The sequence below is a fragment of the Streptococcus mitis genome (genome assembly GCF_002096845.1).
GTDB lineage: Bacteria > Bacillota > Bacilli > Lactobacillales > Streptococcaceae > Streptococcus > Streptococcus mitis_A.
In genome coordinates this window covers 1-22,430 of record NZ_NCVK01000060.1, presented here as the reverse complement: position 1 = coordinate 22,430, position 22,430 = coordinate 1, and the positions used below count along the sequence as shown (strand labels likewise).

Annotated in this window: 25 protein-coding genes; 2 read left to right on the top strand and 23 right to left on the bottom strand. The window is 42.6% G+C overall.

Going from position 1 to position 22,430, the window contains the following annotated elements; all coding sequences use genetic code 11:
- Positions 1–490 precede the first annotated feature (490 nt).
- The 7 genes from B7695_RS09530 to budA all read right to left on the bottom strand — a co-directional run bounded on the left by B7695_RS09530 (position 491) and on the right by budA (position 6,944).
- Complete coding sequence (locus B7695_RS09530) at positions 491–1,561, bottom strand: ABC transporter substrate-binding protein (protein WP_050240977.1); 1,071 nt, start codon at positions 1,559–1,561, stop codon at positions 491–493.
- On the bottom strand, positions 1,558–2,331 hold the full coding sequence (locus B7695_RS09525) for an ABC transporter permease (protein ID WP_000712740.1): 774 nt from the start codon (positions 2,329–2,331) through the stop codon (positions 1,558–1,560). The genes B7695_RS09530 and B7695_RS09525 overlap by 4 nt, the downstream gene beginning before the upstream one ends.
- Positions 2,328–3,134: an ABC transporter permease gene (locus B7695_RS09520; RefSeq protein WP_000753801.1), complete on the bottom strand. Its 807-nt coding sequence runs from the start codon at positions 3,132–3,134 to the stop codon at positions 2,328–2,330. Before B7695_RS09520 ends, B7695_RS09525 begins: the two co-directional genes overlap by 4 nt.
- Positions 3,115–4,272, bottom strand: a complete 1,158-nt coding sequence (locus B7695_RS09515; protein ID WP_000742900.1) for an ABC transporter ATP-binding protein — start codon at positions 4,270–4,272, stop codon at positions 3,115–3,117. The genes B7695_RS09520 and B7695_RS09515 overlap by 20 nt, the downstream gene beginning before the upstream one ends.
- A 159-nt stretch (positions 4,273–4,431) precedes the next feature.
- The gene (gene murB / locus B7695_RS09510) at positions 4,432–5,337 is read right to left on the bottom strand and encodes a UDP-N-acetylmuramate dehydrogenase (protein WP_084891361.1); all 906 of its coding nucleotides are present in this window, start codon (positions 5,335–5,337) and stop codon (positions 4,432–4,434) included.
- A gap of 113 nt (positions 5,338–5,450) precedes the next feature.
- Entirely contained in the window at positions 5,451–6,203 is a 753-nt protein-coding gene (locus tag B7695_RS09505) for a YhfC family intramembrane metalloprotease (RefSeq protein WP_084891359.1), read from the bottom strand.
- Between the two features lie 9 nt (positions 6,204–6,212).
- On the bottom strand, positions 6,213–6,944 hold the full coding sequence (budA, locus tag B7695_RS09500; RefSeq protein WP_000360314.1) for an acetolactate decarboxylase: 732 nt from the start codon (positions 6,942–6,944) through the stop codon (positions 6,213–6,215).
- A gap of 24 nt (positions 6,945–6,968) precedes the next feature.
- Here budA and B7695_RS11550 point away from each other — a divergent pair, with 24 nt between their 5' ends.
- Positions 6,969–7,319, top strand: a complete 351-nt coding sequence (locus B7695_RS11550) for a hypothetical protein (RefSeq protein ID WP_084891357.1) — start codon at positions 6,969–6,971, stop codon at positions 7,317–7,319.
- A gap of 8 nt (positions 7,320–7,327) precedes the next feature.
- Positions 7,328–8,599, top strand: a complete 1,272-nt coding sequence (locus B7695_RS09490; RefSeq protein WP_084891355.1) for an aminotransferase-like domain-containing protein — start codon at positions 7,328–7,330, stop codon at positions 8,597–8,599.
- A 20-nt stretch (positions 8,600–8,619) separates the two neighbouring features.
- Here the strand turns inward: B7695_RS09490 and B7695_RS09485 are convergent, their stop codons facing one another.
- The 16 genes from B7695_RS09485 to B7695_RS09410 all read right to left on the bottom strand — a co-directional run.
- The gene (locus B7695_RS09485; protein WP_084891353.1) at positions 8,620–9,435 is read right to left on the bottom strand and encodes an ABC transporter substrate-binding protein; all 816 of its coding nucleotides are present in this window, start codon (positions 9,433–9,435) and stop codon (positions 8,620–8,622) included.
- Positions 9,436–9,592: 157 nt separating this feature from the next.
- Entirely contained in the window at positions 9,593–10,246 is a 654-nt protein-coding gene (gene phoU / locus B7695_RS09480) for a phosphate signaling complex protein PhoU (protein ID WP_084891351.1), read from the bottom strand.
- An 11-nt stretch (positions 10,247–10,257) separates the two neighbouring features.
- Positions 10,258–11,016 carry a phosphate ABC transporter ATP-binding protein PstB gene (gene pstB / locus B7695_RS09475; protein ID WP_000133484.1) on the bottom strand — a complete coding sequence of 253 codons (759 nt, stop codon included), beginning with the start codon at positions 11,014–11,016 and terminating at the stop codon, positions 10,258–10,260.
- 12 nt (positions 11,017–11,028) lie between these two features.
- Positions 11,029–11,832, bottom strand: coding sequence for a phosphate ABC transporter ATP-binding protein PstB (gene pstB / locus B7695_RS09470; protein ID WP_000049848.1), 804 nt, complete (start codon positions 11,830–11,832; stop codon positions 11,029–11,031).
- Between the two features lie 10 nt (positions 11,833–11,842).
- The gene (pstA, locus tag B7695_RS09465; RefSeq protein WP_084891349.1) at positions 11,843–12,727 is read right to left on the bottom strand and encodes a phosphate ABC transporter permease PstA; all 885 of its coding nucleotides are present in this window, start codon (positions 12,725–12,727) and stop codon (positions 11,843–11,845) included.
- A complete protein-coding gene (pstC, locus tag B7695_RS09460; RefSeq protein ID WP_001070903.1) occupies positions 12,717–13,634 on the bottom strand; it encodes a phosphate ABC transporter permease subunit PstC in 918 nt (305 codons plus the stop codon). The genes pstA and pstC overlap by 11 nt, the downstream gene beginning before the upstream one ends.
- Positions 13,634–14,512 (bottom strand): phosphate ABC transporter substrate-binding protein PstS family protein, encoded by an 879-nt coding sequence (locus B7695_RS09455; RefSeq protein ID WP_084891347.1) that lies wholly within the window; start codon positions 14,510–14,512, stop codon positions 13,634–13,636. Before B7695_RS09455 ends, pstC begins: the two co-directional genes overlap by 1 nt.
- 220 nt (positions 14,513–14,732) lie before the next feature.
- Entirely contained in the window at positions 14,733–16,037 is a 1,305-nt protein-coding gene (locus B7695_RS09450) for an RsmF rRNA methyltransferase first C-terminal domain-containing protein (protein WP_084891345.1), read from the bottom strand.
- Positions 16,038–16,811 (bottom strand): inositol monophosphatase family protein, encoded by a 774-nt coding sequence (locus tag B7695_RS09445; protein WP_084891343.1) that lies wholly within the window; start codon positions 16,809–16,811, stop codon positions 16,038–16,040.
- The gene (locus tag B7695_RS09440; protein WP_084891341.1) at positions 16,801–17,079 is read right to left on the bottom strand and encodes a UPF0223 family protein; all 279 of its coding nucleotides are present in this window, start codon (positions 17,077–17,079) and stop codon (positions 16,801–16,803) included. The genes B7695_RS09445 and B7695_RS09440 overlap by 11 nt, the downstream gene beginning before the upstream one ends.
- Positions 17,079–17,480: a Spx/MgsR family RNA polymerase-binding regulatory protein gene (locus tag B7695_RS09435; protein WP_000631254.1), complete on the bottom strand. Its 402-nt coding sequence runs from the start codon at positions 17,478–17,480 to the stop codon at positions 17,079–17,081. The genes B7695_RS09440 and B7695_RS09435 overlap by 1 nt, the downstream gene beginning before the upstream one ends.
- Positions 17,481–17,691: 211 nt before the next feature.
- A complete protein-coding gene (locus tag B7695_RS09430) occupies positions 17,692–18,309 on the bottom strand; it encodes a TIGR01906 family membrane protein (RefSeq protein WP_084891339.1) in 618 nt (205 codons plus the stop codon).
- A complete protein-coding gene (locus tag B7695_RS09425; RefSeq protein WP_084891337.1) occupies positions 18,299–19,072 on the bottom strand; it encodes a TIGR01457 family HAD-type hydrolase in 774 nt (257 codons plus the stop codon). The genes B7695_RS09430 and B7695_RS09425 overlap by 11 nt, the downstream gene beginning before the upstream one ends.
- 10 nt (positions 19,073–19,082) lie before the next feature.
- Complete coding sequence (locus B7695_RS09420) at positions 19,083–19,820, bottom strand: acyl-[acyl-carrier-protein] thioesterase (protein ID WP_084891335.1); 738 nt, start codon at positions 19,818–19,820, stop codon at positions 19,083–19,085.
- A 4-nt stretch (positions 19,821–19,824) separates the two neighbouring features.
- The gene (gene hemW, locus B7695_RS09415) at positions 19,825–20,955 is read right to left on the bottom strand and encodes a radical SAM family heme chaperone HemW (RefSeq protein WP_084891333.1); all 1,131 of its coding nucleotides are present in this window, start codon (positions 20,953–20,955) and stop codon (positions 19,825–19,827) included.
- A gap of 175 nt (positions 20,956–21,130) precedes the next feature.
- A partial coding sequence (locus tag B7695_RS09410) for an LPXTG cell wall anchor domain-containing protein (protein WP_142358889.1) occupies positions 21,131–22,430 on the bottom strand: 1,300 nt, incomplete at its 5' end.

Here is a 22,430-nt window from a genome sequence, read left to right as displayed (position 1 = left end):
GCGTCTAAATTAGGCTCTAAAGTTCCATTCTCCCAACGAAAATAAGTACCTTGTTATACACCAATCATCTCAGAAATTTGTACCTGAGTTAACTTCTTGATCTTTCTCAGTTCCTTAAGACGAGCTCCAAAAGAATCATTATTAAACATTGTATCCTCTTAAATATTCTAAACGGTACAAAACGGAATTATTCCATAAGGAATATTTATTTGAAGATTAAAGATTCTATTGAGAATATTATAGCATAAAAGGAGGTAAAAGCGTATGTAGCTAGTAGTCAATTTTAAAAATTTTAATGAAGGAGATAGAATTCAACAAATAAAAAAATCTTGAAATAAATGCGCCGTTATTTCACTTATCACTATTTTTATCCTCAATTTTCATATTACTAAACACAGCAACTATTATAGAAAAAGTTACCGTTACAAAAATTGCCTTTTACATAAAAAAACGAACCAGCTTGACTGGTTCGTTTCATAACTGCTAGCTCCTACTTCCGATACATTTTAAACTGTAGGAAGAGGTCGCTATATTTTCCTGTCCATTTATGGTCAAATTTCTCATAAACTTCTAGGTGTTTCATGGTTTCAGCATCAGGATAGAAGGCCTTGTCTTCTTTTTTCTCCTCTGGGAGCAATTCCTTAGCTGGTAGGTTTGGTGTTGAATAGCCGACATACTCCGCATTTTTAAGAGCATTTTCGGGTTTCAACATAAAGTTGATAAAGGCATAGGCTGCGTCTTGGTTTTTAACTGTTTTGGGAATGACCATATTGTCAAACCAAAGGTTGCTGGCCTCTGTCGGTACCACATAGCGTAGATTTTCATTTTTTTCTAGCATTTGGCTGGCTTCCCCTGAAAAGGTCACGCCTATAGCAGCGTTGTTCTGAATCATGTAGCCCTTCATCTCGTCGGCAACGATGGCCTTGATATTTGGAGTCAACTTGTAGAGTTTGTCTACTGTCTCTTCTAACTGCTGGGAATCCTTGGAGTTGAGGCTGTAGCCAAGAGAGTTAAGCCCTAGTCCCAATACCTCACGCGCCCCATCAAAGAGCATGATAGAGTTCTTATACTCTGGCTTCCAGAGATCATCCCAATGCTCAGGCGCTTCATCTACCATAGTTTCATTGTAGACAATTCCCAAGGTTCCCCAGAAGTAAGGGATGGAAAATTTATTGCCTGGGTCAAAGGACTGGTTGAGGAACTCTGGTCCGATATTTTCAAGACCTTCAAGTTTTGAATAATCAAGCGGAACCAAGAGGTCTTCGTCCTTCATCTTGTTGATCATGTATTCACTTGGGATGGCAATGTCGTAGGTCGTTCCACCCTGCTTGATCTTGGTATACATGGCTTCGTTGGAGTCAAAGGTCTCATACTGGACTTGGATGCCTGTTTCTTCTGTGAATTGCTCCAAGAGTTCAGGATCGATATAGTCCCCCCAGTTGTAAATGACCAGTTTTTGACTATCTCGGCTATTGATTTTACTATCTAGATGCGTCGCAATTCCCCATAAGACGAGAATAATGGCTACAATTCCTGCTAAAAATGAATAGAGTTTTTTCATGCTTGCTCCTCCTTCTCACGTGAGATAAAGTAATATCCAACCACTAGGATAATACTAAAGAGAAAGACAAGGGCAGACAGGGCATTGATTTCAAGCGAAATCCCTTTACGAGCACGAGAGTAAATTTCGACTGACAGGGTTGAAAAGCCATTTCCCGTTACGAAGAAGGTCACGGCAAAGTCATCTAGCGAATAGGTGAAGGCCATGAAATAACCAGCAATGATAGACGGAGTCAGGTAAGGAAGCATAATTTCCTTGAACATCTGAAATTGACTGGCACCAAGGTCATAGGCCGCATGAATCATGTCGCCATTCATTTCCTTAAGACGTGGCAAGACCATCAAGACCACGATAGGAATGGAGAAGGCCACGTGACTAGATAGAACGGTCAAAAAGCCAAGTGAAAACTTGAGTTGGGTAAAGAGAATCAAGAAGCTGGCACCAATCATAACATCAGGCGCAACCATGAGGATATTATTGAGTGAAAGAAAGGCTTCTTGGTATTTCTTACGAGACTGGTAAATATAAATAGCTCCAAAAGTCCCGATAATGGTCGCAATCAAGGCTGACAGGAAGGCCAAGAAAAAGGTCTGAGTCACAATCAACATGAGACGACCATCGCCAAACATAGTTTTAAAATGACTCAGGCTAAAGCCTGTAAAGCTATTCATGTCATTGCCTGCGTTAAAGGCATAGCCAATCAGGTAAAAGATTGGCAGGTAGAGGACAAGAAAGACCAGTCCCAGATAAAGGTTGGCAAATTTTTTCATCGTTCTCTCCTTTCCTTGGTCACCCACATGGTGATGAACATAGTCAGGATGAGAATCACACCGATGGTTGAACCCATACCGTAATTGTCATTGGTCAGGAAGTTTTGCTCAATAGCTGTCCCCAAGGTGATAACGCGGTTTCCACCAATCAAACGTGTCAGCATGAAGAGACTCAAACTTGGGATAAAGACTGATTGTACCCCACTTCTCACTCCATTCATAGACAGTGGGAAGATGACATGTCGGAAGGTTTCCCACTTGGTCGCACCTAGATCATAGCTGGCATTGATGAGATTGTTATCCATATCGTCTAAGACATTGAAAATGGGCAAAATCATAAAAGGAAGCTCGATATAGCTTGCGACAAAGATAAAGGAGAAATCGGTAAAGAGCAACTGCTGTGAACCGATTCCGATAAATTCCAAGAATTGGTTAATAGAGCCATTTTGACCAAAAATCCCAATAAAGGCATAGGCCTTGAGGAGCAGATTGATCCAGGTTGGCAAGATAATCAGCATGAGCCAGAGTTGACGGTGCTTGAGACGGGTCAAAAAGAGGGCTGTCGGATAGCTGATAAGCAGGGTTACAAAGGTCACAATTCCTGCATAAAGCACTGAGTTGAAACTCATCTTTAGATAGGTCAAGTTTTGTGATGCAAAGTAGGATTTATAGTTTTCTAAACTGAACTGGCCTTCAATATTGAAAAAGGATTGACCGAAAATCAAGACCAAGGGTGCCAATACAAAGAGTGCAATCCAAAGCATATAGGGCACTACAAAGAGTTTAGAGCTTGTTTTCTTCATCTCTCTCCTCCTCGATTGCATTGATCAGACCTGCTTCTTGCTCTTCAATTTCCACGTATTCTTCGATACGGGCATCGAACTCTTCCTCGGTTTCGTTGAGACGCATGATGTGGATGTCTTCTGGTTCAAAGTCCAGACCGATTTCCTCACCCACGATGGCCTTACGAGTCGAGTGGATCATCCATTCATTTCCAAGTTCGTCATAGGCGATAATTTCATAGTGAACCCCACGGAAGAGCTGGGTATCGACCTTAACTTGGAGCTTGCCTTCTTCAGGAAGGGTAATCCGCAAGTCCTCTGGACGAATAACAACCTCAACAGGTTCATTTGGCTTCATCCCACCATCGACCGCTTCAAAGCGTTTGCCGTTAAACTCAACCAAGTAGTCCTCAATCATGGTACCTGGCAAGATGTTTGACTCGCCGATAAAGGTAGCAACAAAGTGGTTGATTGGCTCATCGTAGATATCCACAGGAGTTCCAGACTGGACAATCTCGCCATCATTCATGACAAAAATCCAGTCACTCATAGCCAGGGCTTCTTCCTGATCGTGAGTGACAAAGACAAAGGTAATGCCCAAGCGTTGTTGCAGTTCACGTAGTTCGTACTGCATATCTGTTCGTAATTTTAAGTCCAGCGCTGACAAGGGCTCGTCCAACAAAACCACACGGGGTTGGTTGATGATGGCACGGGCAATAGCCACACGCTGACGTTGTCCTCCAGAGAGTTTTCGAATGGAACGTTTTTCGTAACCTTCCAACTGAACCATCTTGAGAACTTCCGCTACACGCTGCTCGATTTCTTTCTTATCAATTTTACGCAAGCGAAGTGGAAAGGCAACATTTTCAAACACATTCATATGTGGAAACAAGGCATAGGATTGGAAGACAGTATGAACGTCTCGCTTGTTGGTTGGGATGTCATTGATACGAACACCGTCCAGCAAAATATCTCCTGTCGTCGCATCCAGTAAACCTGCAATAATGTTTAGGATGGTTGATTTTCCTGAACCAGATGCGCCTAGAAGGGTATAAAATTTCCCTTCTTCCAACTCAAAGTTGATATCTTTGAGAACCTTGGTGTTGCTGTCTTCAAAAACTTTTGAGACGTTTTTGAATTCAATAATTGGTTTTTTCAATTGTCATTTATTCCTTCTTTTTCATAGATTAACAGATCAGGGCTCTGTCAGGCCGCCACTACCTCTTGCAGAGTGTAAAACCACCTGCATACATCTGCACTAACGATAGGCTTTCACCCCCTTGCCATGACATAGCAGCAGCTTTCCAACTACAGCTTCCTACTTGCTTTCACCCAAGATACGAACTTCTCTCTCAAGAGTAACGCCAGAGTGTTCCTTGACTTTTTCAATCACAGACTCAATCAAGTCTTCGTAGTCTTTAGCCGTTCCGTCAGCAACATTAATCATAAATCCTGCGTGTTTTTCTGAGACTTCTACTCCACCAATACGATAGCCTTTCAAGCCAGCTTCTGAAATTAACTGACCTGCAAAATGTCCTACTGGACGCTTAAAGACCGAACCACAAGATGGATATTCTAAAGGTTGCTTGAGTTCACGTAGATGCGTCAAGCGATCCATTTCTTGCTTGATAACCTGATGGGTTCCTGGGGCTAGGGCAAATTTAGCTGACAAGACAACTGCACCAGACTCCTGAATGGCTGAATGGCGGTAACCAAAAGCCAAGTCCTTGACAGACAGGGTTTCGATTTCTCCATCCTTGGTCAAGACCTTACAAGACTGCAAGATGTGAGCAATCTCGCCACCATAGGCACCCGCATTCATAAAGACAGCACCACCGACACTTCCAGGAATGCCACAAGCAAACTCAAAGCCAGTCAAACTATGACGGAGGGCAATGCGAGTTGTTTCAATCAAGTTGGCACCAGCTTCAGCTTCAATGGTATAGCCATCAACGGAAACGTTATTAAGCTTGTCACACAAGATGACAAATCCACGAATCCCACCGTCACGAACAATGATGTTGCTGGCATTCCCAAGAACCATCCAAGGGATATTTTCTTGATTGGCAAATTTAACAATGCGCGCCAACTCAAAACGATTTCGTGGAAAGACCAAATAATCGGCCTCTCCACCTACTTTTGTATAACTATAGCTATGCAAGGGTTCCTTAAAACGGATATCAATTCCTTCTAAGATTTCAAGCATTTTTTCTCTTACAGACATGTCACTCTTCCTTTTACAAAATTCATTCCATTATACCATTTTTAGAGACATTTGACGACCATAAAAAGACCTTGTTTGGATTTTGCATAAGAAAAAGAGGTTTCCCCCTTTTCTTATGATTTTTTACAAAAGATTGCCTTTGTTCCATAGGCAACCAGAACAAGTTCAAGTGCTAGGACAACTTCCACCAAGACAGGACTTGTCAGCCAACCAACTTGGACTAGAGATGGTGCTAGGTCAAAGAAGGCATGTAGGCCATAGGCTGCTAGGAGATAAATCCATTTCTTCTGGCGAACAGCTTGGTAAACCCAAACAGTCAAGAGTAATTGGAAACCTAGGGCCAAGATTCTCTCAAAACCAAGCAAATAAATCTGCCAGACTGATAGCGACTGAATAGTTTTCAACATATTTTCAGACAGCAATTGCATGACCTGTGGATTCTGAGTTTGAACTGCCGAAAGAACTATGTAGAGATTGACGAGGCTAGTAAGACCTAGGAAAATCAACTCCAAGCCACCATGCCCCAGTCCATAGGCTAAAGCGTCTGCCTTTTCCAAACTTCTCTTTTTCTCCAACCATTTGAAGAAAACAAGACGAGCTGTTTCCTCAAAAAATGCTGCCATGGCTAGGCCATAGATGATATAGACAAGCGGATGGTCTTGCAAGAGGGCAATACTACCGTCTTTTTGAGGATGCAAAACCAAGATATGCACCAGTTTTTCTAAAATCTGTGAAGAGACAAAGAAGGCAACAGCCCCCAAGCCCAAGACAGCTAGATTAATCTGGTGTTTCTTTTTGGCATACCAAATGCTTCCTATCAAGAAAGCCAGCAACAGCAACATGGTAATGATAATATGAATGGTCATTTTCTTCTCCTATTCCGCCTTTTCAATATCTTTTTTCATCTCGTCAACATTGAACTTAGCAAACAAGTATTGACGATCTTGGACTGGGAAACGTTGGTCCAACTGGTCAACTGCTCCCACCTCGATAATCCCTTCCTTGATGACAAAGTCCATGACATGTCCACCGAAGGTCAAATCATCTGAAATGAAGTGCAGATGGTAGCCTGCCACACTAACCCCATGGAAAATCTCAGGCGTCCAGAAACCAACGATGGTTCCCGCCACATTGTCACGACTATATTCCGGTTGATGGGTTGCGACCTCAGCAAACTTGGTATCTGGTGTCGACTTGGGAATCATGCGTACATGCATATGCGAAAATTCCCCCCGAATCTTGATAGAGCGGAAAAGATTTTCCCCATCATAATAAGACTCAATTCGCTCTTCCAATTCCTTGTCCGTCATCTCAAAGCGCTGGCGGAAAATGACCTCTGCCTGATGAGGTACCACTGCTGCGTAAGGAATAAGGGCATCTGGTGACACTTCTACAATTTCCGGTTGCTCTCCTGAGCCTTTGGCCTGATAGGCCTTGCCATCCAATACAATCAATTCCCCATCAATAGAATCCAAGGTTCCCAAACCAAGGTCACCATGCTCTAGCAATTCTCCCACTGTCATGGTACCACCATAAAGGCCAGCCATCAAGGCTCCAAGGGTATTGTATTGAAATAATTTCACTGGTTCCTGCACGTTCTTATCCATTCACTTTCTTGTCTGTTATACTCAATGAAAATCAAAGGTCAAACTAGGAAGCGAGCTACAGGTTGCTCAAAGCACTGCTTTGAGGTTGTAGATAAGACTGACGAAGTCAGCTCAAAACACTGCTTTGAGGTTGTAGATAAGACTGACGAAGTCAGCTCAAAACACTGTTTTGAGGTTGTGGATAAAACTGACGAAGTCAGTAACCATATCTACAGCAAGGCGAAGCTGACGTGGTTTGAAGAGATTTTCGAAGAGTATTATTCTATAAATGTTACTCCTAAGTATACCACATTTACCCCTAGATGTGAACGAGAGAAACACTCTAGACATTGCCAAGAAGGAAAAAAAAGGGTACAATGTAACAAAATCAAGTGAGGTCTGGAATGAAGAAACAAAGCAAGTACCAAGAGGTCGTTTCCTATCTGAAAAATGGCATCGAGTCTGGACGCTTTCCGACGGGTAGTCGCCTGCCTTCTATCCGTCAACTGAGCCTTGACTTCCACTGTAGCAAGGATACTGTCCAACGAGCCCTGTTGGAATTACGGCACGAACAATACCTCTATGCCAAGCCCCATAGTGGTTACTATGTCCTAGAACAAGGGCAACACCAGGATCTAGAAATCGAAGTCACTGACGAACATGCCAGTGCCTATGACGATTTCCGACTCTGTGTCAATGAAACCTTGATTGGCCGGGAAAACTACCTCTTCAACTACTATGATAACCAAGAAGGATTAGAAGACCTAAGACAGTCCATTCATAAACTCCTCTTTGACCAAGCCCTCTACTGCAAGGCAGACCAACTGGTATTGACTTCTGGAACCCAACAAGCCTTGTTTATCCTCTCTCAAATTTCCTTTCCTAGTCAAGCTAAGGAAATCTTGGTGGAACAGCCGACCTACCATCGGATGAATCGCCTCTTGATTGCTCAAGGTCTGGATTATCAAACGATCGAACGAGGCATAGCTGGGATTGACATGGAGGAATTGGAAGGCCATTTCAAAACAGGAAAAATTAAGTTTTTCTATACCATTCCTCGTTTTCACTATCCTCTGGGACATTCCTATTCAGAGCAGGACAAACGGGCTATTCTTGACTTAGCTGCCAAGTATGGAATCTATATCGTAGAGGACGACTATCTGGGGGATTTGGACTCTAAAAAGGGCCAGACCTTCCACTATCTAGATACAGAGGAGCGCGTCATTTATATCAAGTCCTTCTCAACCAGCCTCTTTCCAGCCCTGCGGATAACAGCACTCATCCTTCCAAATGCTATCAAGGAATCCTTTGTGGCCTACAAAAATATCCTAGATTACGATAGCAACCTCATCATGCAAAAGGCCTTATCACTCTATATCGACAGTCAATTATTTGAAAAAAATCGGCTAGCTCGCTTGAACAATCAAGAAACTTACCAGAAGCAAATCGAGAAAAGTTTAACCACAACTCCTTGTCCCCTCCCTCACTTTCCCCTACACGATGGTTTATTACTAGACCTGAGACAGTATCCTAAAATTGCTAGTCTCAAACACAGTCAGCTGAAATTGGACTTCTTTGAGGAGGCTTACTTGGATGCCTGCCCTTATCAATTTGCCAAGGTGTCCTTAGAGAATCTGGAAAAGGTTTTAAACTATTTAAAAGCAGAATTGGAATGACTTCCAACTCTGCTTTTTTCTTATTGTTCAACTTCTGTTAAGGTTGCCGCTTTTTCAAGATATTTTTGGTAGGTACCGTCATCCTTGAGTTTTTGGATGACCTTGTCCACCACTTCTTTCAAATCAGCACTATTTTTTCTAAGGGCAACTGCATTAGCTTCGCCATCCTTCATCTTCAAGCTGACAGTTGCGACAGCTAGGTCTGCATTTTTAGCAGCATAGCTAAGGGCAACTGGCTCATCCATGTGAACAGCATCAACTTTTCCAGCCTGCAATTCATTAACTGCTTCACCCATATTAGCTAGGGAAGTCAATTGAGCTTTTGGCAATTGTTCCTTGACCATAGCTTCTGGAACAGTCCCTTTTTGGGCTGCAATATTAGCACTTTCAAGGCTAGTTAAATCCTTGTATTTTTCTACATCAGCCTTACGAACCAAGAAACTAATCTTGTTTTCATAGTAAGGGATTGAAAAGTCAAAGACTTCTTTTCTCTCGTCAGTAGCGCTAATTCCCGCAACTGCTAGATCAGCCTTACCAGTTTGAAGACTGGTCAAGACGTTGTCAAAACTCATGCTTGAAATTTCTAACTTCACCCCAAGTTCATCAGCGATAGCTTGAGCCATATCAATATCCGCACCGACTACCTGGTTTTTTCCGTCAACTAAAGATTGAAATTCAAAAGGTGCATAGTCAGGACTGGTCGCCACAACTAATTTCCCCTTTTGCTTAATGGCTTCAACAGCTGACTGAGAACCATTAGAACCCGACTGGCAAGCTACTAAAAAGAAACTTGCAAGAAAACTACATAAAACAAATATCCATTTTTTTGATTTCATAAATAAACAACCTCTCTATTAATTTTGTATAATTATAACGCTATTCAAGTTGCTTGTCAAGTGTTTTTTGAATTTTTATCTTAAAAATATTTTTTTCATTCAAGAAAAGGAGCTATCTGTTGATTTCAAGCTCCTTTTTATACAGGATGAACCTGCTTTATAGTTCGACAATCTTACCTGTTTCAAAGTAAACAACCCATTCACAGATATTCTTGGCATAGTCTCCAATACGTTCCAAGAAGGCAATCACTTGGAAATAATCACGACCTGTAACAATGGCATCAGGATTTTTCTTGATTTCTTCTGTAGCCAAGTCACGAATGCTATCAAAGTAATGGTTGATTTTTTCGTCCATAGCTGCTACTTCATAGGCCTGATCCACTGAACCATTCAGATAGAGTTCCAGGGCTGCTTCAACGAAATTCTTGACATCGCGCCCCATTCTCTTGATTTCTTCTTCAACCGCTGGGATGCGTTGCTCCCCCTTCATACGAATTGCCGCTTTAGCAATAGAAACAGCATGGTCCCCCATACGTTCCAAGTCAGATACAGCCTTGAGAACTGTTAAAACGGTGCGTAGGTCTTGAGAAACCGGTTGTTGAAGGGCAATCATTTCAAATGATTTCTTCTCCAATTTCACTTCGTATTCGTTTACTTCTACATCGTCTTCGATGACTTCCTTGGCCAAATCACGGTCATGCGTAACAAAGGCACGCACTGTACGATTGATTTGGGATAGCACTTCTTGTCCCATAGCATAGAACTGGTTGTGCAATTTCTCTAAATCTTCCTCAAATTGAGAACGTAACATCATTTATCTCCTTATCCAAATTTTCCTGAAATATAATCTTCTGTTTCCTTGTGTTGTGGGTTGAGGAACATCTTCTTGGTATCGTTAAACTCAATCAAATCTCCATCTAGGAAAAATCCTGTCTTGTCAGATATACGAGAGGCTTGTTGCATGGAACGCGTAACCAAGAGCATGGTGTATTTATCTTTTAGACCATACAAGGTTTCCTCAATCTTACCGGCCGAGATAGGGTCCAAGGCTGAAGTCGGTTCATCCAAGAGAATGATTTTAGGACTGGTTGCCAAGACACGGGCAACGCAGACACGTTGCTGTTGTCCACCTGAAAGCCCGATAGCTGAATCATGCAGGCGATCCTTGACCTCATCCCAGATAGAAGCACGCTGCAAGGCTTTTTCTACCGCTTCATCCAGAACCTGCTTATCCTTCACTCCATTGATACGAAGTCCGTAAACAACATTTTCGTAGATAGACATAGGGAAGGGGTTTGGTTGTTGGAAAACCATTCCGATTTCCTTACGCAATTCAACTGTATCTGTACGTGGGCTGTAAATATTGTGACCGTTGTAAACCACCGAACCAGTTGTGGTCACCTCTGGATTGAGATCCCCCATGCGGTTGATAGCCTTGAGGAGAGTTGACTTCCCTGATCCAGATGGACCAATCAAGGCTGTAATTTCCTTAGGTTGGAAAGATAGAGAAACACTATTCAAGGCCTTTTTTTGATTGTAGTAAACGGACAGGTCTGACACCTGTAAAATCGCTTCTGTCATACTGTTTCCTTTCTATCCAAAGTGTCCTGTTACGTAGTCATTGGTTGACTGTAGTTTGGCATTTTGGAAAATATTAGAGGTCTTATCATACTCAATCAAGTCACCCAAGTAGAAAAACCCTGTGTAATCACTAGCACGCGCAGCCTGCTGCATACTGTGGGTCACGATGATGATGGTAAAATCCTTCTTCAACTCCAACATGGTTTCTTCAAGTTGAGCAGTCGCAATCGGATCCAAGGCTGATGCCGGCTCATCCATCAAGAGAATATCTGGTTTAACAGAGATAGCACGAGCGATACAGAGACGTTGCTGCTGACCACCTGATAGGGTCAAGGCTGACTTGTGCAAATCGTCTTTGACCTGGTCCCAAAGGGCAGCCTGACGGAGAGAAGTTTCCACAATTTCATCCAAGACTTGCTTGTCCTTAACCCCTGCACGTTCATGGGCAAAAGTGATATTGCGATAGATAGACTTGGCAAAGGGATTTGGGCGTTGGAAGACCATTCCAATGTGCTTACGCATTTCATAAACGTTGATTTCTGGACGGTTGACATCAATCCCTTGATAGAGGATTTGACCTGTTACCTTGGCAATATCAATGGTATCATTCATACGGTTGAGACTGCGAAGATAGGTTGATTTTCCTGAACCAGAAGGGCCAATTAAGGCCGTAATTTTATTTTTTTCAAATTGCATATCGATGCCCTTGATGGATTCATTTTTACCGTAGTAAACATGTAAATCCTTAGTAGAGAGGGCCACTTTCTCTTCAGGAAAGGTGATGATATGCTTTTCATCCCAATTATATTTTGACATGGCTTCTCCTTTAGGCAGCAGTTAATTTCTTATGTAGGTAGCTTCCGAGTTTACGGGCTCCAAAGTTAAAGATGAGGATAAAGATGAGGAGCACGGCTGCAGAACCTGCTGATACGATAGTTCCATCTGGAATGGTTCCTTCACTATTAACTTTCCAGATATGGACAGCCAAGGTTTCTGCTTGACGGAAGATAGAGATTGGGCTGGTCACACTGAGAATATTCCAGTTAGACCAGTCCAGAGCTGGAGCGGATTGTCCTGCTGTATAGATAAGAGCAGCAGCCTCACCAAAGATGCGACCAGAAGCTAAGACAACCCCAGTTACAATCCCTGGAAGAGCTTCTGGAATGACCACATGGACCACTGTCTCCCAACGAGAAATCCCAAGGGCTAGACCAGCCTCACGCTGCGTATGGTGAACGTGTTTCAAACTGTCCTCAACATTACGAGTCATCTGAGGCAGGTTAAAGACCGTCAAGGCCAAGGCACCTGAAATGATTGAAAATCCATACTCAAACTGAACTACAAAGATCAAGTAACCAAAGAGACCCACAACCACTGATGGGAGTGAAGACAAGATTTCAATACAGGTTCTGACAAAATTGGTCACAGGACCTTTTTTGGCATATTCAGCTAGGAAAATCCCAGCTCCCATAGACAAGGGTACAGAGATAATCAAGGTAATGACCAAAAGGAAGAAGGAATTATAGAGCTGAATTCCGATTCCTCCACCTGCTTGGTAAGAAGATGATTTGCCAGTCAAGAAAGACCAAGAGATGTGGGGCAAACCACGAACCAAGATATAAAGAATCAATGATGCCAAGATGGCAACAATAATTCCTGCGATCGTATAGAGGACAGCTGTTGCAATTTTATCTAATTTCTTAGCGTGCATAGTTTTTCTTTCCTCTTTCTTTCGTAATCAATTTAATCACACTGTTGAAGGCCAAACTCATCAAGAGCAAGACTAAGGCCAGAGACCAGAGAACGTTATTATCAACTGTTCCCATAACGGTATTTCCGATACCCATGGTCAACACAGAGGTCAAGGTTGCAGCAGGTGTTGTCAATGAAGTTGGGACAACAGCTGAGTTTCCGACCACCATCTGAATAGCCAGAGCCTCACCAAAGGCACGTGCCATTCCAAAGACCACTGCTGTAAAAATCCCTGAACGCGCTGCCTTCAAGGTCACACGCCAGATGGTTTGCCAACGAGTGGCCCCCATAGCCAAACTAGCTTCGCGGTAGTGACGAGGCACCGCACGCAAACTGTCCGTTGTCATAAAGGTTACCGTCGGTAAAATCATGACAAAGAGAACAAAAATCCCTGACAAAATCCCAAAACCAGTTCCACCAAAGACACTTCGGACAAAGGGAACTACGACCTGCAAACCGATAAATCCATACACGACTGAAGGAATCCCAACTAGCAATTCAATAGCTGGTTGCAAGATTCTAGCACCTTTTGGTGAAACCTCGGTCATAAAGACTGCCGCACCAATGGCAAAAGGAGTTGCGATAAGGGCTGATAGGATTGTGACAATAAAGGAACCCAAAATCATGGGAAGGGCACCAAATTGTTTACCTGAAGGATTCCAAGTTTGGCCAAAAAGGAAATCAAAGATATTGACCCCATTGACAAAGAAGGTCGACAGACCTTTTTGGGCTACGAAAATCAAAATCATGGCCACAATGATGACAATCAAAGACAGACAGGCAAAGGTCAAGCCTTTTCCTAGTTTCTCTAGACGAGAGTTCTTTGAGGGAGAAAGTAATTTTTTAGCTAATTCTTCTTGATTCATTAGTGACTCCCTTCTAGTGCTGTCACCGTTCCTACAGCATCTTTTTCAACCTTCATTTCCTTGACAGAAATATAGCCCATTCCCTTAACGATTCCACTTTGCGCTTCATCTGAGAGGACAAAGTTGAGAAATTCTGCCACCAATTCATTGGGCTTACCTAGGGTGTACATGTGTTCATAAGACCACAAAGGCCAGTTATTGCTTGTAACATTTTCTGCAATCGGCTCATAGCCATTCAACTTCATGCGTTTAACTGAGTCATCTACATAGGCAAAGGCTAGGTAAGAAATGGCTCCTGGTGTCTGGGAAACAATGTTTTTGACCATCCCATTTGAATCCTGTTCTTGACTCTGCACGGCAGATTGACCATCCATGACAACACTATCAAAGGTTGCACGCGAACCAGAACTTGCCGCGCGGTTGATAATGGAAATGGCTAGGTCTTTCCCACCGACTTCTTTCCAGTTGGTTACTTGACCTGTGAAGATGCTACGGAGTTGTTCTGTTGTCAGATTTTCAACGTCAACTTCCTTGTTTACAATCACTGCCAAGCCCGCTACGGCTACCTTATGGTCCACTAGAGCGGAGGCGTTGATACCGTCTTTTTCCTCAGCGAATACGTCTGAATTTCCTACATCAACAGCTCCAGACTGAACCTGAGACAAACCTGTACCAGATCCTCCACCTTGGACGTTGACTGTTTTTCCAACGTGCATAGAGCCGAATTCATCTGCTGCTGCTTCGACCAAAGGCTGAAGAGCCGTTGAACCAACAGCTGTCATGGATTCTCCACGATCAATCCAGCTAGCACATCCCACCAAAGAACCTGCCAGCAAGAGAGCTGCAAGGGATAGAGCGAGTTTTTTCCTTTTTTTCACTGTTTTTCTCCTTGAAAATAATGGTGAATGCTGTGAATTTTTTCAACTATTTATTTATGTTTTTCTTTTGAAAATTGGGAGCCAACTGACGTTGCTAGCTTGGTTTTACTAGAAATTTGCTCAGTTGCCTTCTCTACCAATTTTGACTTAAAATGAAAGACAATTTGAAAAAAATCCATACTTCCACTATAACATAGACAAGCTACTTTGACTAGCATTTTCACTTGAATCTGAGGCCTTTTGGAAAATAATTTTTCAAAACATTTCCCGTCACCTTAGCAAAGCCCAACCCATTGCCTTGAACCAAAACTTGGTACCAACCATTTGGCAGACTTTCTGCCAGCTGAACAGTTTCTCCAGCCACATACTTTACAAATTCCTCTTGGTCAATTTCAACCGACTGCTTGACCTGACTTGGTTTCAAGGCTAGACCAAGAGCAAAACTAGGCTCAAAGCGTTTCTTCTTAAAGGTCCCTAGATGCAGTCCATTCCGAGCAATCTTGAGTTTTCCTAAATCTGGCAAAAGTTCTGGCAGGAGATAGAGTTGGTCACCAAAAGTCTGCAAGATTCCCCTTAGATTGTCCTTCAAATGTTTTTGGGCAAATTCCTGCCACAAAGTAACTTGTTCTCGGCTGAGATTGCTCTTACTTGTCTTAAATTTAGGGGCTGGATTTTCACCTTTAAATTGTAAATGTGCGACAAACTGACCCTCTCCCTTAAAATGATGAGGGTACATACGAGCCGTTTCTGGCAAGTCAATACCAGCTACCATTCCATTGATATGCTCTACTTGCAGCAAATCAAAATCATACTCTTCCAGCAACCAATTGACAATCTCTTCGTTTTCCTCAGGTGCCCAGGTACAGGTTGAATAAACCAAGCGACCACCTTCAGCTAGCATGGTTACTGCATCTTCCAGAATTTCTTTTTGCAAGTTAGCGCATTGACTTGGATAATCTAAGCTCCAATAGTCCATAGCATCTGGTTGCTTACGGAACATCCCTTCACCAGAGCAAGGGGCATCAAGGACAATGAGGTCAAAATAGCCCTTAAAAACTTTGGCCAAGCGGTCAGCAGATTCATTGGTCACCACAACATTTGTCGCTCCAAAACGCTCCATGTTTTCTACCAAAATCTTGGCCCGTTTGCTTGAAATTTCATTGGAAACAAGGAGACCCTCCCCTGCTAGATAGGCTGCCAGCTGAGTTGATTTGCCACCCGGTGCAGCAGCCAAATCCAAGACCTTCATACCAGGACTGGGCTGAGCTACCTGAGCAACCATCTGGGCAGCGGGTTCTTGCGAATAAACCAAACCAGTAGCATGCTCAGGCGATTTCCCTGAAACCTTCCCATAGTGGCCCCAAGGAGTTTGAGGAATGGCATCAGAAAAGGAAACTGGCGCTTCTTTTAAAGGATTGACCCGAAAAGCCGAAACCGCTTCCTCCTCAAAAGAGGCAAGAAAATCTCTTGCCTCATCTCCTAGTATCTCTTCATATTTTTCAACAAATCCTTCTGGAAGTTGCATTTAAGTTCTTTTCCTTTCGTAAATATAGGACTGAATTTCCTCCTGCATCTCAAGAGGTAGCATCATGACCGGCTGTCTGGTTTGAAAATCAAGCGGTTGACCAGATAGGGTCACAACCCGATAGCCCAGACTTTCCCCTAAAATACTAGCCGCAGCATAATCCCATGGTTGCAGATAGGTGACATAGGTCAACAAACGCCCTGACAAAATCTTGGCAAAACTAATGGCCGCACTCCCATAGACACGAACACCGAGGACCGCTCGACCCAAATCAGCCAAGCCCCATTCATTGGTTTCCAGCATACCACTATTCCCTGCAATGAGAAAATCTCCAAGTGGTTTTGCTTTAAAGGGAGCTAGGGGCTTATCATTTAGACAAACTGGAAACTTACCACCACCGTGATAACAATCCCCTTTGACCACATCATAAATTAGGCTAAATTGCCCTTGACCATTCTCAAAATAAGCCATCATGACAGCAAAATCTTCCTGCTGGGCTACAAAATTATTGGTCCCATCAATGGGATCAATGACCCAAACCTTGCCCTCTTGAACCGAGGCTCGCAGACAACCTTCTTCAGCACAAATCTTATCCTCAGGATAACGGGACAAAATCTCACCAACCAATAGTTCCTGAACTTCCTTGTCCAGTCTGGTCACCAAATCTGTTGGAGAGGTCTTGGTCTCAACACACAAGTCTTCCTGCATATGGTCAAGGATGTACTGGCCTGCTTTCTTAATTAGCTCTTTAGCAAATTCAAACTTACTTTCCAAGAGAAATCTTTCCTTCCCCTTTTTCCTTAGCCGCCTGAACTGCTCGGTAAAGCGAATAACCACTCACTGTTTCAAATTCTCGTCCCAAACGTTTCTCTTCACTCTTGCTTGGCACAACCAACTTGAATCCCTTATAGGAGTCCAGTAGCTTTCTAGCCTCTACCTTGCCTTCATAGGCAGCTTCAACATCATTAAAAAAAGAAAGCACTGAAGCAAGTTCTTCAGTGCTCCACGACAAATCTAGTGGGTAACTATACTGTTTGTTCATTAACTAATACCAGCTCTCATTCTTGCTTCTTTTAGTTCTTGCTTACGGTAACTACGAGGGAGAAAAGCACGAATCTCATCTTCATTAAAGCCGATTTGCATGCGTTTGGCATCGATAATAATGGGACGACGCAAAAGACTAGGATACTGCTCAATCAAATGAAGCAATTCTGATACCGAAATACTTTCTACATCAATATCTAATTTTTGAAAAATTTTTGAACGAGTTGAAATGATGTCATCAGTACCATTTTCGGTCAAGGAAAGGATGTGTTGCAATTCTTTTCTTGTTAAAGGACTGGTCATAATATTGTGCTCCTCAAAGGGCACCTTATGTTTTTCTAACCAGGCCTTTGCCTTACGACATGAAGTACAGCTCGGTGATAGAAATAGTGTAATCATGCTTTTCTCTTCTTATCTATACTTTGCTAATTCTATTATACAAAAAAATAAAGCGCTTGACTAGGGATTTTTAGAAAAAAAGCCTATTTTTTCAAGAAAAATAGACTGTTTGCGAACGATTAATACATTTCTGAATTAGTTAATTCAATCTTAACGATAGTTTCGAATTACATACCTAATTTATACATGTAAAATAAGAACATCTTTCGTTTCACTTCCTACGACTTTTCAGATACAGATAGCCAAAGAAGCTCTCATAGAGGGCAAAAAAGAGGAGGAAGGCATGAAGGAAGAAGGTCTCTGGCAAAATCAGAATCACTGGATCCTTGGCTGGATCAAAAAGCCAGGTATCATCTCCCACAAAGAGAATTTGATGGAAAAGAGTAAAGAATTGGTCAAAACCAATCAACACTCCCCCAAGCCCAATCAGCACAGGCAAGACTACTAGAGTCAAAAGCCCCTTACTGAATAGAGATAAAAATCCCTTTTTCACAATCTTATTGGCAAAGAAATAGAAGCTTGGTAGTGTCACAAGGGCAATAAATTGAACTAGATGAAAGAGATTTTTCACAACCGCAAAGTGGTGCAGACCAGCTGCTGACGAACGAAAATCTGGCATCTCTAAGACTTGGCTAAATGGATTGGTCAGGTAATCCATCAAGATATGAAAGTTATATTGAATGGTTTCGGGTTTTAAATAGACCCTATCCGTTAAACTTAACCACTGAATTTCCAGCGGATAAAAAATCCAAGCCAAATAAATGGTCAGAAGGATAGAAAGAGAGAGGAGAAAGAGCATAGAGCTCCAAAAGGTCAGTTTAGTTTTCATCAAAGTTCCACTCCGCAAGGCTAGAAACCACATGAGTCGGTGCGATTGGCAGGTCTGCCACTTCTTCTGCCTTGGTAAAACCTGTCGTCACCAAGAGCGTTGGAATGCTATTGTCAATCCCTGCTCGAATATCAGTCAAATAATTGTCCCCAACCATGATTAATTCTTCACGTTCCAAACCTAAGTGCTCAACCGCCTTGTCCATAATGATGGCATTTGGTTTCCCAATATAAACAGGCTTCACTCGTGTTGCCACTTCAAGAAGGGTAATCAGTGAACCAGCACCTGGCAAAAGACCGCGTTCTGTCGGAATGTTGAGGTCAGGGTTGGTTCCGATAAAGTGGGCACCCTTTTGGATAGCAAGAGTTGCTGTCGCAAATTTTTCATAGTCGACTTGCCAGTCCAGTCCTACTACTACATAGGCTGGATTTTCCTTGTCTTCGACATATCCAGCCGCCTTAATGGCTTCCTTGAGCCCGGTTTCTCCGATAACATAGACCGTCTTTTCAAGCCCCAAGTCGTTCATATAGTCGATAGTCGCCAAAGTCGCTGTGTAGACAGTCGATAGAGGCGTATCGATATTAAAATTCTGAGCCAACATCTCCTGAACACTCTCTGGAGTGCGGGTTGTATTGTTGGTCACAAAGAGATAGGGAATGTCCCGCTTTTGCAATTCATGGACAAAAGCCTCTCCTGCCGGAATTCGGTCTTTCCCCTTATAAATGGTTCCATCTAAATCAATTAAATAGCCTTTATATTTCATCTATTTCTCCCTAATCCTTTTTTATTTCTTGCCAAGTGATAATAGCCTGTGCATTGGTAGCCCCGTCGCTTGTAATTTCATGCTTGCTTTCCAGTCCAGACCGTTCAACAGCCGATGTAATCACCCCACCTGGTCGAACTTCCTTGACATACTTGAGGTTGATTTTCTTGGGAATATATTGGGTCAAAAAGTCCGCTCCCATGACCTCAAAAATCCAGTCCAAGTATTTACTGTTATTGACATGGCCATTCATATCCAAGTCATAAAAACGAACATGGTAATCCTTGCTGATCGGCTCTTCCAAGGACTCATACTTTGGTCCACGGATGAGCTTTTTATTAAATTCAGACTGGTAAGGAGCCACAATCTCTGGTTCGACAGCATGGACTTTTCGACTGTCGCGATCCATGAGAACAAAGGTCGCCATCATGTGGATGAGTTCCTGACCTGCTTCATCATAAATGGTAAAGCGACGGTAACAAAAGAGTCGATTGTAGCTCAAAGCTTCCGTTTCGATGGTGATTTCTTCCGCAAAACGAGGCAAACGAGCCACCTCAATATCATAATCTGTGATAATCCAGACCAGATTATAGTTTTCCAAAATGGCCTTATCACTAACACCCAGTTCAATCGACTGCATCCCTGAAACTTGCAGGGAAAGCAAAATCACATCTGGAAGCTTGATATGACCGTTCATATCAGCCATATCAAAAGGAATTTTCATTTTCATTTGATAAGTTAAGCCCATCATCCTACTCCAAAATAAATCGTTCTGCTACGGTGTCTCCCAAAAAGAGACCTCTTTTTGTCATGCGAACTCGGTCATTCTCTATTTGTATGAGACCTTGTTGAACCAAGTCCTTGACAATTTCTCCATAAAGTCCATCAAAAGACCGTCCAAATTTTTCTTCAAATCGCGCCATGGAGACTCCTGATTTCTTACGGAGGCCCAAGAACATTTCCTCTTCCATTTGCTCCTTTTGACTCAGGTGCTCTTCTGTGATACGAGCATTGCCTTCCTCAACCGCATTAAGATAATGACGAATGGGACCATGATTTTTATAGCGAATACCATTGACATAGCCAGATGCTCCAGCACCGATGCCATAGTATTCAGCATTGTCCCAGTACATGAGATTGTGGCGACTTTCAAAACCAGGCTTTGAGAAATTGGAAATCTCATAATGTTCAAAACCTGCTCGCTCCAGCTCTGCGATGATATATTCAAACATCTCAGCTTCCAATTCCTCCTTAGGCAGAGGCAATTTCCCTCGTCGCATACGGTTCATAAAGACCGTATGATTTTCCAAAATCAAGCTATACAAACTCATATGGGGAATGTCCAGCCAAATGGCCTTAGCCACATTTTCCTTGACCTGCTCCATGGTCTGACCAGGCAGTGCATAAATCAAATCAATAGAGATATTGTCAAAACCAGCCAGTTTCAGACGGTCGATATTTTCATAAATATCCTTCTCCAAATGACTGCGCCCAATCTTTTTCAGCATCTTATCATCAAAGGTCTGCACACCTAGCGAAACACGATTGACAGCTGAGTTCTTCAAAACAGCAATCTTATCCGCATCCAAGTCACCTGGATTGGCTTCAATGGTCAACTCCTCTAAGACAGACAAGTCCAAGTTTTTAGTCAATCCATCCAATAACACTTCCAGTTGCGAAGCTGACAGGGCTGTTGGTGTTCCACCACCTATATAGAGGGTTCTCAACTTTTGAATATCATAAGATTGAAACTCTTCTAACAGATGTTCCAAATAACTATCTACCGGCTGATTCTTGATAAAAACTTTCGAAAAATCACAATAATAACAAATCTGGGTACAAAATGGGATGTGCACATAGGCTGACGTTGGTTTGTTCTGCATAGTCTTATTATACCACAAAAAGCGAACAATACTCAGAATTCCGTTTAACAAAATCCTAGCATTGTTCGCTTTCTTTATATAATCATTCTTTGTATTTTATGACTAACACGATTCCCAGAACCAATCTAGTTTGTCTTTACAATACAAAAGAATGAATGTTCATTTGACTAAATTTTTAGTCTTCTTTTTTCTTGCGAGCTACAAGTCCAAATCCACTCAATAGTCCAAGAAGTCCTAGAGATGCAAGAGTCGCATTTGATTCTGTTCCTGTATTTGGCAATACATTTTGAGAATCATTTGACTTAGCTCCATTATCAACAGCAGTCTTAGTATCTACCTTATCTGCATTCGGCGTAACTGCATTTGGAGTTGGAGTAGCTGGTGCAGGTGTATCTTGACCAGAACCTCCATTAGTGTCAGGTTTGACTGGTGTATCAGGTGTCACTGGTGCAACTGGAATTGTATCTGTTGGTGTTGCTGGTGTTACCTTAGCTGGAGTTTCTACTGGAACTTCTACAGCTGGTTTTCCTGGTTCAGTAATCTTAGCTGTTCCTGGTACCTTACCGTCTGGTAAGTCACTGTTTGGTACTTTACCTTTACCGTTTTCACCGATTGTGACTGGGATTAGCTTACCATCTTTACCTGGAATTTCTACCGTAGTTCCTGGTGGGAATGTTGAGCCATCTGGTTTCTTCGGTGTTACTGTAACGTCACCTGTCTTAGGATCTTGTTCAACATCTACTGTTGGTGTCTTACGAGCTGGTGTTGTTACATCTACTGGTTGTGATGGTTTCTTGTTCGGTTCGGTTACCGTTCCTTTTCCTGGGACATCTTTCTTAGGAAGCTTGTCATTTGGTACTTCACCTGAACCATTGTCGCCAATTGTGACAGTGATTGGTGTATTGTTTTCACCTGGAATCACTACCTTGCTGCCTGATGGGTATGTTGAACCATCTGGTTTCTTAGGCGTTACAACTGCATCACCATTTGGTTTGCGTGTGATTTCAATCTCACTTGGTGTTTCAGTTGTTGGTGTTGCTGGTGTTACCTTAGCTGGAGTTTCTACTGGAACTTCCACAGCTGGTTTTCCTGGTTCAGTAATCTTAGCTGTTCCTGGTACCTTACCGTCTGGTAATTCACTGTTTGGTACTTTACCTTTTCCATCTTCTCCTATTGTTACTGTGATTGGCTTGTCACCTTTACCTGGAATTTCTACTACTGTTCCTGGTGGGTAGATTGAGCCATCTGGTTTCTTCGGTATCACTGTAACATCACCAGTCTTAGGATCTTGTTCCAACTCTACGGTTGGAGTTACTTTAGCTGGGGTTGTTACATCCACTGGTTGTGATGGTTTCTTGTTCGGTTCGGTTACTGTTCCTGTTCCTGGGACATCTTTCTTAGGAAGCTTGTCATTTGGTACTTCACCTGAACCATTGTCGCCAATTGTGACAGTGATTGGTGTATTGTTTTCACCC